Below are 10,499 nucleotides of genomic sequence, written 5' to 3' on the forward strand. Positions count from 1 at the left end.
ATGCCATCATCCATTTGCTGGCCGACAGTGGCGCCGACAACCACCGCGAAGCCATCGAATTGCTCCAAATCCACCCCGAAAAAGCCCGGGAGCTTATCGGCATCCCCCACGTTGAATAACGGAATGGCCCTGCCAAGTGCCGTTGACTTCCGCCCCCGCCTCGTTTTACCATCTTCTCTCCCACGGACGAAGTTCCCTCGCTCAGGACGAGCCTCATGGTGCGTGTCAATTTCCGCATGTTGTTTCGCCTCATTGTGCTGGTCGCGGCGACCGGAGGCGGCATCTACGCGCTGTATGCGTATCAGTCCCAACGGATTCCCGAGGCGATGCTCTGGCAGGCCAACAATGCCGCCGAACTCGGCAAGACCGACGACGCCATGAAATACATGCGGCGGTACTTGGAACTCCGGCCGGACGATTACGAGCAAACCACCAAACTCGCCGACCTGATGCAAGCACGGGCCACGGGTGTGAAAGACCTCACCAACGCCCTCTACCTGTACGAGAAGGTGATGCGGGAAGCCCCCCAACGGCATGATGCGGGCAAGAAGTTCGTGACCGTGTGTATTCGCCTCGGCCGGCACGCGGACGGTCTTCGGGTCGCCGAGGAACTGGCCAAGGCCCTCCCCAAAGACGGCGAATTGCTTGGCCATATGGCCGAGTGTCTGGTGGCCCAGAACAAGCTGCCCGAAGCCCGGCAAAAATTCGAGGAGGCCCTGAAGCACTCTCCCGACAATGTGCGGGCTTCCGAACAGTATGCACGGCTGTTGACGTTCAAGTTGAATCAGCCGAAGGAAGGTCTCGCCGTGCTGGATCAACTGGTGAAATCCAGCGGTTCTTCGGCCGAAGCCTGTCTGTTGCGGGCAAGGGCGTTGCACACGGATCGGGACGACGAGGCGGCCGTCAAAGATTTGGACCGCGTGTTTTGGATCGATCCGGAGAATATCGAAGCCCTTTTGCTCTCGGCCGAAATCGAACAATTTCGCGGCAACAACCGCCGGGCGAGAGAAACATTGCTGGCCATGCTGGACACCGCCCCCCGCGATGTTCGCGGCTATCGCGCCCTCTCGTGGCTCAATTTGTTGAGCGGCAACTCCACGGAAGCGATGCAAACACTGGAACGCGGCCTGGTCCGGCTGCCCGATGCCCCCGATTTGCTCACGCCGCTCGGCGATTTGAGTCTCGATCAGGGAGACACGGACAAGACCGCCGACATTATCAAGCGGTTGGAGGCCAAGCCAACGGCCGCCGCCCAGGGAAAATATCTTCGGGCGAGGCTCTTGATGAAGCAGGGCCGCCACAAGGACGCCATCACCATTTTGGAACCCTTGCGGGCTGAAATGCTGGCCCTGGCGGGGGTGGAACAACAGGTGAGTTTGATGCTGGCGAGTTGTCAGGAACGCTGCGGCGATTTCGCGGCGGTGCGGGAAACACTCAAGCGGATGCTCGCCAAAGATCCCGGCAATCTGCCCGCCCGCGTGGCGATGGGGAACATGCTGCTCAACGCCGGTCAACTCGCGGAGGCGAGCCGGGAATACGATGCCGCCGCCCGTTCTCCTATTGCTGGATTGGGCGTCCGCACGATGGCCGGAAAAATCCGGCTGGCGCGGCTCGAAGCCGACGGCAAGGCAAAGCCCGAGGAATGGAAGGAACTGGAGGCCAATGCCCGCGAATTGATCCGGCTTCAACCCAATTCGATTGACCCGGTCGTCTTGCTGGCCGAGGTGCAATCCGGCCACGGCGAAATCGACGCGGGGTTGGAAACTCTCCGCGCCGCCTGCCGACAACGCCCCGCCGATTCGCGATTGTGGATCGCCCTCGCCAATCTCGCCTGGAAGCATCAGGGTGCGATGATGGCCGAGCAGATTCTCAACGAAGCCCGGTTGGTCACCGGCGACACGGTGGAATGGAAACTCGCCCGAGCGAGATTGATTACTTCCGAATTGACGGCGGTTGATTTGAAGAAATTGACGGGCTCAACCGCTCAACTGTCCGAAACAGAGCGGTTGCGTCTTTGGCAGGGAATCGTCGAGATCCTTGATTTGGCCAAGAATCGCCTTTTCTTCGTTTTTGGTATTAATGGCCCTTTGTTGCCCCCTCCTCCGGAACCCTCAATGCTTGCCGCCTGTCAAGAGCTTGCCAGCCTGAGTTCACAGGACATAATTTCTCGCCGACACTTGTTTCTCACGGCAATCCGGACGAAAGACTCCGCTGCCGAACAACGCTGGGGCAATCAACTGAAGGAAGCCTCCCCGAGCGGCGAACTGTTTGTGTCTCTTGTGAGGGCTTTGGAAGAATCAACAGCGAAAGAAATCGCTCTGGACCGGCTGAAGGAATTGGCATCCCTTGCCGAGCGGGCCACGCGGAACAACCCGGAAATGGTCGAAGGGCATTGGCTCGCCGCCCGAGTTGCGGAAAAAGGGGGAGACTCGACGAAGGCCGGGAAGGCGTATGCGGTGGCTGTTCAGATGGACCCATTGAACACGAAACTAATTTCCAATCGCATCCGGTTCTTGGAAACGACAGGCCAAACGGCTTTGCTGGAGCAGGTGAAATCCCATGTGACTCACGATCCGCGAATGTCACTCACACGGCGAATGGCCGTGGATGGAATGAGCGAGCGTGATGCGGCCTCAAAATCCAACACCGATTATTGGTCGCATCAATTAACGGGTGATTTGATTCGGAAGATTGAAACACTTCAGGAAAAGCTTGACGAAGCTGAGAATTCGTTGGGGCGAAACACCTTGTTGAATTTGCTGGCGGCCAAACAAGCCTGGCTTAAAATTGGTTGCCCGGAATGGAAGCCTGAACTCCGGTCAGCCGAGGAGATGCGGATTTTCGCAGCGGCCTGCATGGCTCATGCGGAGTTTACAGGCGAACCACAAAGTGCTCTTCCCGTTTTGAAAGCTCTCATCGCCAACAAGAACACAAAGCCGGAGGATGTGGCTTGGGCGAAGCAGGCCGAAACGGCCATCCGGTTTCAACTTGGCGACAAGGACGGGGACAAGTTCGACCCGGCCGAGTTGAAGAAATGGCTGGAACAGGAACCTCGTGACATCACGGGGCATCGTGGCCGGGTGACGGCCCTCACGGGCATTGTTCGTTCTGTCAGCGGTTCGGCGAAAGAGCCGGTGGTCGCGGCCTTGTTGCGAAGTCTGACGGAAGTGACCAAAGACCCGTCGGCCACCGTGGGGGATTGGTATCAACTCGCCCAGGTTTATCGAAGCATCGGTGACCGGGCCAATTCCCGGCGATGTCTGAATGAATTGTTGAAGCGCGAGCCGAACAACCTGCAATACCTGGCGATCAATGTGGAGGAGTTGCTGTCCGAAGGGCGATTGGCTGATGCCGAGCCGATGATCGCGTCGCTTCAGCCGGGGGTTCATGATCTTCGGGTGGCGAGCGTATTGGCGAAGTATCTCGCTTTGGTGAATGATGCTAGAGGAGTGCTGGAAACGACGGATATGTTCGTGAAGACCGTCGATGCCGGGTCTGCCGATGGCGTCATCCGGCAACGACAGGCGGCTGAATTACTTGACCAACTGGCCCGATTGTCACTGGCCCGGAATTTGTCCGGGGGGCAGGTTCTGTTGGAGGGGGCCTGCGAACGATATCGGGCGGTGAGCCTGCAATATCCCGAGGCCATCGGCGGGTGGGTGGCTCTGTTGTCGCTTGGCGGTTCGCCGGAAAAAGCGTTCGATGAATTGGAACGTCGAATGCAGCGGCTCTCGCCGACCGATTTGGCGGTGGCCGGGATGCGAATTTTGCGGAACGGTTCGCCGACAGACAAGCAATTCCAAGTCGTGAATGGCTGGCTGACGAAAGCCCTCGCGGACCAGCCCAATTCTCCTTTGTTGCTTTTGCAACAGGCGGAATGGAACACGATGCAAACGCAGTTCGACGCGGCCGCCAAGATTTATCGCCGGGTGCTGGAACTGGAGGCCAACCAACCGGTGGCCCTCAACAACCTCGCGTGGGTTCTCGCCGCCGACCCGATCACGGCGACGGAAGCCCTGGCCCTGGCCGACAAGGCCATCCGGCAATCCGGCGTCAACCCGGAACTGTTGGACACGCGGGCGCGCATCCTGATTTCCGTCGGCCAGTTCCCGGAGGCGAAGCAATCGCTTCAAGAAGCTCTCAATGTCTCGCAAACCGGTCTGCGGTATTTCCACCTCGCCCTCTGGCACCTGAAGCAAGATCAGCGAGACGAGGCCAAACGCATCTTCCGGGAAGCCGTCAACCGTGGGTTGGACCAGAAAAACGTGCACCCGGCCGACCGGGGTGTTTATCGGGAATTGCTGGCGACGGTGAATTAGCCGTTGCCCCGGTTTTGCGTCCGGCGGTTGATTGGCTAGGATAACCGGCGAAGACTGAAACACCGAATAAGGGATTGTCACCGATGTCCGCACGCGATTTGTCCCTGTTGGAAGCCGCCCCGCGTCACCCGGCGAAGCCCCGCCACAAAACGCGCGAGGTGCGGGTCGGCAAACTGGTGTTCGGTGGCGAAAATCCCGTCTGGGTGCAGTCGATGACGACGACGGACACCTTCGACGTGGAAGGGACCGTCGCCCAAATCAAAAAACTTGAAGAGGCCGGGTGCGAACTTGTTCGCGTCACCGTGCCGAAGCCGGAGGATGTCGGTGCGTTGACGCAGATCAAATCCCGGATCGGCATTCCGTTGATTTGCGACATTCATTTTGATTACAAGATGGCCCTGACGGCCCTCGATCATCCGGTGGACAAGATTCGCATCAATCCGGGCAACATTGGTGGTTACGACCGGTTCCGGCAGGTGGTCCGCAAGGCGAAGGACAAGGGGTTGCCAATGCGGATCGGCGTCAACGCCGGCAGCTTGGAACGTGAATTGGTGGAACGCTATGGGTTCCCGTGTCCCCCGGCGATGGTGGAAAGCGCCATCCGCTACATCGAGATCGCGGAGTCCGAAGGGTACGACCAGATGGTGGTTTCGCTGAAATCCAGCGACGTGAACACCGCCGTGGAGGCATATCGCCTCTTTGCCAAGTTCTGCGATTACCCGACGCACATCGGCATCACCGAGGCGGGCAAGCCGCCGTATGCGGTCACCAAGTCCGGCGTCGGCTTGGGGGCTATCCTCCTCGACGGCATCGGGGACACGATTCGCGTGAGCCTGTTGGGCGACTCCGTGCCGGAGATCACGGCGGCCTTCGACATCCTGCTGGCCAGCCAGCGCCGGGTGCGCCGACCCGAGTTGATCGCCTGCCCGACCTGCGGACGACTGGCCATTGATCTGGAAAAGATCATCGCCGAATTGGAAAAACGGCTGGAAGGCAAACGCACGCCGGTGAAGATCAGCGTTCTCGGTTGCGTGGTCAACGGTCCCGGCGAGGCCCGCGAGGCGGATATCGGCATCGCGGCCGGCAATGGCAAGGGCGTGATCTTCCGTAATGGCGAGATTGTGCGGAACGTGCTGGAAGCCGAAATGGTGGACGCCTTGCTGGAAGAAGTCGCCCTTTGGGAGAAGGAAAATCCCCAAGGCAAGCCCGCCGTCGATTCTCATGGCCGCAAACGTCTGCCAGTCCTCTCCTGACCGTTCCCAAAGAATTGCGTCGAAGACCCAAGACAGTTATTGCCTGTTCTTGTCGGACAGGAGATAATACCGAAGCACCATATCGTCTCTTGGGTTTCTCGGATCACCTCATGGCCATCTCTTGCAACTGCCCGTTCTGCGCGACGTCGTACCGGCTCAAGGATGAGTTCGCGGGCAAGAAGGTCACTTGCAAAAATGCGGTCTGCCGCAAAGTTTTTGAGGTTCCGAGCGCCAAGCCGGAACCCGTCTTGGTGGCAAAGCCCCTCGACGTGGACGCTCTGGCCGCCGCCACCTTTTCCGATGAGCCGAAAGTTGAGGAGAAAGTCGAGACGACCATTGAAGTGGTCTGTTTCGATTGCGGTCACCGTTGGCAAGTCGAGTCATCCAAGGCCGGCAAGAATATTCGGTGTCCGAACGAAGATTGCGGCAAAATCAACAAGGTGCCGCTGCCGAAGGTCGAAACCAAGATCGACTGGCGCGACAGCAACAAAGGGCGGCCAACTTTCGCCGCCCCAAAAGCCGCCCCGAAGGTCGCCGGGGGGTTCGACGCTGGTGAAGTCGCCACCATCAGCATGGAAACGGCCCAGAAGATGGTCCGTGAGCAGGATGATGAGGAAGAACCCGGCGTTGCCCGCAAACGGTGGATCAAGCGGGGCGTTTACGGGGTGATCCTGTTGGCCGGGGTCGGCTATCTGGGGAACATGCTCTACAAGGGCCGCAAGGTTGTCAAAGAGGAAACCAACATCGCGGATGCCCTGAAAGAAATTAGAAACCCGGAATACGGGGCGAAGGACACGCGGTTCCACGCCATCGTTCTGCGGGCCTCCGGGGAATACAAGGCCCGGTCCAGCACCAAGCGGGACGAAACGGAGGCCGCCCTCAACGACTTCAAAGCCGCCCGCAATCTCTTCAAACAATCAGACTCTTCGACCGATCAGATCATGATCCTCGCGGACATCGCCCTCTCCATGTCCGCCTTGCTTGGAACCGACGAAGAGGCCGAAAGAGGCAAGAAGATCTCCAAGGAAACTCTGCTGAAGGAAATTCGCCAGACGATCGACCGAATGCCTATCGGCGAACCGGAACCAATTTACGAGCTTCTCCGCAACCTCACCCGCGAGTTCCAGAAACAGAAGCAGGGCATTCTTGCCGCCCAACTGGCCATACAGAAGTTCCCGGCCGACAGCCCGGAGGGGCAGGAGGCACTGGGCGTGGTGGGGGTCGAGTTGTTCCGTCAGGGGGACAAAGCGGGGGCCGAAGAGGTGATGAAGAAGACCAACAAGAATGAAGCGAGTTCGATTCAGACTCTTCGGCTACTGTTAGACAAACCGGCGCCGGTGATCCAACCCCCTCCGGCTGTTCCCGGCAAAGGACCGGTCGGCAAGGCCCCGAACCCCAAGGACAACGCACCGCCGCCACAGAAAACGGCCGCGACGGTTGTTCAATTGATTCAGAAAGGGAAGATTGCTGAAGTTAAGGCCGAAATTGCCAAGAGCGGCACGGAGGCGCAAAAAGTTCGGAACTTTGTTTTGGCCGCCGAGTATGCCATTCCCATTGATGGGAAAACACCGATCCCACCCGAGGTCGGTGTTTTCGCAGATGAAGCTGCCAAGTTTTTGGCCGACAAGAGCAAGAACACGATTGCGGGTTGGTGGACCATGCGCGTTTGCCGGTTGTACGCCAAACTTGGCAAACCTGACCGAATCAACCAAGTGGCCGATCAAAACAGCAACGATCAAATGATTGCTTGGGCAAAGACGGAAGGGTTGCGTGTTCGTTTGAGTAATGAACCGGAGACCAAGGCGTTGGAGTCTTGGGCCGAAGATGTCGGTGACCCTGTCAAATCGGCGGCGGCGGCCAAGGCCCGAGAGTTGGTTGCCCGTCAGAATGCTTCCATCGACAACTCCTTCCAAAGAATCGTCGATATCTGGACCAGAGGCACGGTCAGGCCCTTTGGATTGGCTGGAACAATGCTTGGACGGCAGGACCGGGCGCAGCGCTGAGCGATCTTTGGCACGGCATTCGCTTTCCCTCTCCCATCACTAGACTCTCCAAATACGAGACTTGACGAGGGCGGGCATGACTCCGAGGGAAATTCTGGCCTTCATACGGGAAAAAGAAGTTCGGGCAGTTGACCTTCGCTTCATGGACTTTCCGGGACAATGGCAGCACTTCACCATTCCGGCCGAGAATCTCACGGAAGCCACTTTTGAAGACGGACTCGGCTTCAACGGGTCGGGCATCCGGGGCTGGCAGGCGATCAACGAATCCGACATGATCGTGAAGCCGGTGCCGGACACCGCCTTCATTGATCCGTTCTGCCGGGAACAGACGCTTACCCTGATCTGCAACATTTACGAACCGCTGACGGACGAGGACTACACCCGCGATCCGCGGAACGTGGCCCGCAAGGCCGTCAACCACATGAAGTCCACCGGCATCGCGGACAAGGCCTTTTTCGGCCCCGAGGTGCAGTTCTTCGTCTTCGACGATGTTCGATATGACCAGAACACCCATTCGGCCTATTACCATGTGGACAGCATTGAGGGCGCATGGAACACCGGGCGGGACGAGAAGCCAAATCTGGCTCACAAAATCCGATATTCGGAGGGCTATTTCCCGTGTCCTCCCACGGATGCGATGCACGATATCCGCTCTGAAATCATGCGGGCCATGATCGAGTGCGGGCTGACGGTCGATGCTCATCGCCACGAGGCGGCCACGGCGGGGCAGGGGGTTGTCGAAATCCGGTACGACGAACTCGTGAAGACCGCCGACAATGTGCTGAAGTACAAATACATCGTCAAAAACGTGGCCCGCAAACACGGCAAGACGGCCACATTCATGCCCAAGCCGCTGTTCAACGATCATGGCAGTGCCATGAACATCCACGTTTCCCTTTGGAAGAACGGGGACAACCTGTTTTCCGGTTCCCGGACAGCCGGGGGGAACCGCTATGCGGGGCTGTCCGACATCGCCGAATATGCCATCGGCGGCCTGCTGAAACATGCGAAAGCACTGAGTGCTTTCAGCAACCCGACCACCAACAGTTACAAACGCCTCGTTCCCGGTTTCGACGCCCCGATCAACCTGGCTTACAGCCAGCGAAACCGCTCGGCGGCGATCCGGATTCCCGTTGGAAAGCCCTCGCCAACGTCCAAACGGATCGAGTATCGTCTGCCGGATGCCGCCTGTAATCCCTACCTGACGTTCGCCGGGATGTTGATGGCCATGCTGGACGGCATCAAGAACAAAATTCATCCGGGGGAGCCGCTGGACAAGGATATTTACGACCTTGGAGCCGAGGAATTGGCCCGCGTTCCCGGCACGCCCGCTTCATTGGAAGAAGCCCTGACCCATCTGGAGCAAGATCATGAATTTCTGCTGCAAAGCGAAGTGTTCACGCCGGATGTGATCGAGACTTGGATCCGCTACAAACGCAAAAATGAGGCCGACGCGATCCGCGTGCGACCTCATCCTCACGAATTTGCGCTCTACTATGACATCTGACCGTTGATCGTGTCCGAAGTGTCCAACTACTTATCCAGCCCGGCGGCATAAACCGCCGGGCTTTTTTCACGGAACACCTTCTCAGATTACCACTTGATGATCAAGTCCGAACCGATCGTCCAGAGGTGGTTCTGGCCGTTTCCAGCCGTGTAAGCGGCGTTGCTGAAGGGGTTCGAGTAGTTGTTCACATCGTACCGCACTTCAGGACGCAGCATGATCGAATCGGTGAGGGAGATCTGCACGCCAAAGGTCATGGCCGTGTACAGACCTTCCCAGCCGGTCCGTTGTCCTTCCGCGTCGTAGAAGTTTTCAAGGCGGGCAATGCTGCTCACCTTGTCACACCACTTGTAGGTCACGTAGTTGACCACGGAGAACCAATGGGCGGTGCCGGTGCCCCCGTTGAAGTTCGTTCCCGTGCCCGGAATACCGGTGGCGCCCGAGGGCACGCCGGTTTGATAGGCGTAGATCGCTTCCATGGCCAAGGACAATTCGTCGTTCACCTTGTGGGTGTACACCAAGTCGAACGCATTCATGTTGTTGCGCCCGAGCGGCTCATAACCCAGGCCGGTCGTGGTGCTGCTGTTCGGACGACCGGCGTTGAACCGGCCGCGACCGAGCGAGGTGGCGACCGTCACGTTGTCGTTGCCGTCGTTGAATGTCTTGGACAAATTACCGACGAACCGCCATTCTTGCGACCCGTCGAAGAACACGTCGTTGCCGTTCGCGATCATGGCCGACCCGTTCAACGTATCGGAGAACTTCATCTTCAAGTTCACCCCGTTGTGGAAGAAGGGAGGGGCCCAGTTGAACGCATAGCTGCGGGACATGAGCGGCGTGGCGGTTGCCATAACGCTTTCATAACCCCACGGCGTAAACACGCGACCGACTTGGAGTTCCGAACCTTCGAACAGGTTGGGGAGCCAGAAGTTCGCATAGAACAGCGGGATATCAGCCCCGTAAATGTTCTGCTGGAACCCGTTGACTTCACCGGCGTTCGGCTTGCCGTTGATCAACTGATTGCTGAACAAGCCGCGAATCACCGTGAACCGATAGTCGGAACCGGCGAGGAAGGCCACTTTCCAACCCCAGTCAAACTCCTTCTTATCCGTCTCAAGATTCTTGCTGAAATCAACCCAGAACTGCTGGAACAGGAAGGTGTTCGAGCGGTCGTTCCAAGTCACGGGCAGGTTGGACTTCGTCCGGCTGGAGCCGGTCGTGTAGGACATGTCCGCCCAACCGCTGACGCTCAGGTGGTTGTCGTCCATGAAGTTGCCGAGGTGCGTGCCCTCGATCAGCTTCATGAAGTGGCCCTTGGCCGGCGGTTCGGCGGGCTTTTCTTCTTCCTTCTTTTCATCGCCGCAGGTGGCACAAGGGGCCGCCGGGGCGCCGGGAGCCGCCGGAGCCGGGGTGGCGGCGG

At 58.6% G+C, this 10,499-nt stretch carries 5 protein-coding genes; 4 read left to right on the forward strand and 1 reads right to left on the reverse strand.

Annotated features, from left to right (window positions below; all coding sequences use genetic code 11):
* Positions 1-215 precede the first annotated feature (215 nt).
* The 4 genes from BGIM_RS0132550 to glnA all read left to right on the forward strand — a co-directional run bounded on the left by BGIM_RS0132550 (position 216) and on the right by glnA (position 9,082).
* Complete coding sequence (locus BGIM_RS0132550; protein WP_020473845.1) at positions 216-4,319, forward strand: tetratricopeptide repeat protein; 4,104 nt, start codon at positions 216-218, stop codon at positions 4,317-4,319.
* Between the two features lie 83 nt (positions 4,320-4,402).
* A complete protein-coding gene (gene ispG / locus BGIM_RS0132555; protein ID WP_020473846.1) occupies positions 4,403-5,572 on the forward strand; it encodes a flavodoxin-dependent (E)-4-hydroxy-3-methylbut-2-enyl-diphosphate synthase in 1,170 nt (389 codons plus the stop codon).
* A gap of 110 nt (positions 5,573-5,682) precedes the next feature.
* Positions 5,683-7,575 carry a hypothetical protein gene (locus tag BGIM_RS0132560; protein ID WP_020473847.1) on the forward strand — a complete coding sequence of 631 codons (1,893 nt, stop codon included), beginning with the start codon at positions 5,683-5,685 and terminating at the stop codon, positions 7,573-7,575.
* Positions 7,576-7,651: 76 nt separating this feature from the next.
* On the forward strand, positions 7,652-9,082 hold the full coding sequence (glnA, locus tag BGIM_RS0132565; protein ID WP_020473848.1) for a type I glutamate--ammonia ligase: 1,431 nt from the start codon (positions 7,652-7,654) through the stop codon (positions 9,080-9,082).
* 86 nt (positions 9,083-9,168) lie between these two features.
* On the opposite strand, the gene BGIM_RS53605 is transcribed toward glnA, so the two are convergent.
* On the reverse strand, positions 9,169-10,499 hold a 1,331-nt coding region (locus BGIM_RS53605), incomplete at its 5' end, for an outer membrane beta-barrel protein (protein ID WP_193789032.1).

Origin of the sequence: Zavarzinella formosa DSM 19928, from assembly GCF_000255705.1 — a bacterium.
GTDB lineage: Bacteria > Planctomycetota > Planctomycetia > Gemmatales > Gemmataceae > Zavarzinella > Zavarzinella formosa.

Coding starts and splice junctions, on each gene's coding strand:
- BGIM_RS0132550 (WP_020473845.1), top strand. CDS start 216: ATGGTGCGTGTCAATTTCCGCATGTTGTTTCGCCTCATTGTGCTGGTC.
- BGIM_RS0132560 (WP_020473847.1), top strand. CDS start 5,683: ATGGCCATCTCTTGCAACTGCCCGTTCTGCGCGACGTCGTACCGGCTC.
- ispG (WP_020473846.1), top strand. CDS start 4,403: ATGTCCGCACGCGATTTGTCCCTGTTGGAAGCCGCCCCGCGTCACCCG.
- glnA (WP_020473848.1), top strand. CDS start 7,652: ATGACTCCGAGGGAAATTCTGGCCTTCATACGGGAAAAAGAAGTTCGG.